At 68.5% G+C, this 1,081-nt stretch carries 1 protein-coding gene; it reads left to right on the plus strand.

All coding sequences use genetic code 11. The features are described 5' to 3' along the window. Positions 1 to 102: 102 nt before the first annotated feature. Positions 103 to 1,081, plus strand: a 979-nt coding sequence (locus IT780_RS41425) for an IS481 family transposase (protein ID WP_199517386.1), incomplete at its 3' end; no start/stop codon positions are given.

The following is a 1,081-nucleotide window of genomic DNA, read 5'->3' on the forward strand; positions in this document are numbered from 1 at the left end:
TGTAGTGATCACGAGCGTTGTTGACGCGGCGTGTCGGCTTGAGATGTGAGAAGACCTCCGGCGAGGTGGAAGTTGCGACGCTTCACCGAACCGGAGGTCTCTATGGCCCACCGTAACGCCCGCCTGACCCTGCATGGTCGACGCCTGCTCATCCAGCGTGTCATCACCGACCGGCGCCCGGTCGCTCATGTCGTCAAGGAACTCGGCGTCTCCCGCGCCACCGGTTACAAATGGCTGGCTCGCTGGCGCGCCGAAGGCGACGCCGGACTGCACGATCGGCCCAGCACCGCGCACCGGCTACCCGGCAAAACCCCACCCGACCTCGAGGCACGCGTCTGCGCCCTGCGCACCCAGCTCAAACGCGGCCCACGGCGCCTCGCGCCGCTGCTGAACATGCCGGCTTCGACGGTGCACGCCGTGCTGACCCGTCACGGCCTGCACCGCCTGGCCTGGCTCGACCGGCCCACCGGGCAACCGATCCGCCGCTACGAACGCGAACGCCCCGGTGAACTGATTCACGTCGACGTCAAAAAGATCGGCCGGCTCCGCGAGGGCGGCGGCTGGCGCGTGCACGGCCGCGACAGTGCCGAAAACCGCCGTGCCGAAGCCGAACGCGACGCCGGTCGCCGCGTCGGCTACGAATACGTGCACGCCGCCATCGACGACCACACCCGCCTGGCCTACGCCGAAATCCACCCCGACGAGAAGACCGACACCTGCGCCGGCTTCCTACGCCGCGCCGCCGCCCACTTCGCCCAGCTCGGCATCGTCCGCATCGAGCGCGTGATGACCGACAACGCCCTGGCCTACCGCCGCGGCCACGCCTGGCACCAAGCCCTCACCGACCTCGGCGCCCAAGCCCGCTTCACCCGCGCCTACCGGCCCCAGACCAACGGCAAAGCGGAACGGTTCAACCGCACCATGTGCGACGAATGGATCTACTCCCGGCCCTTCACCAGCAGCCAAGACCGCGCCGACGCACTTCCCGGATGGTTGCACACTTACAACCATCACCGCGGACACACCGCCCTCGCCGGCCAACCACCGATCACCCGCATCAACAACGGTGCTGATCACTACA

Source organism: Nucisporomicrobium flavum, assembly GCF_016464385.1.
Taxonomy (GTDB): Bacteria; Actinomycetota; Actinomycetes; order Mycobacteriales; family Micromonosporaceae; genus Actinoplanes; species Actinoplanes flavus_A.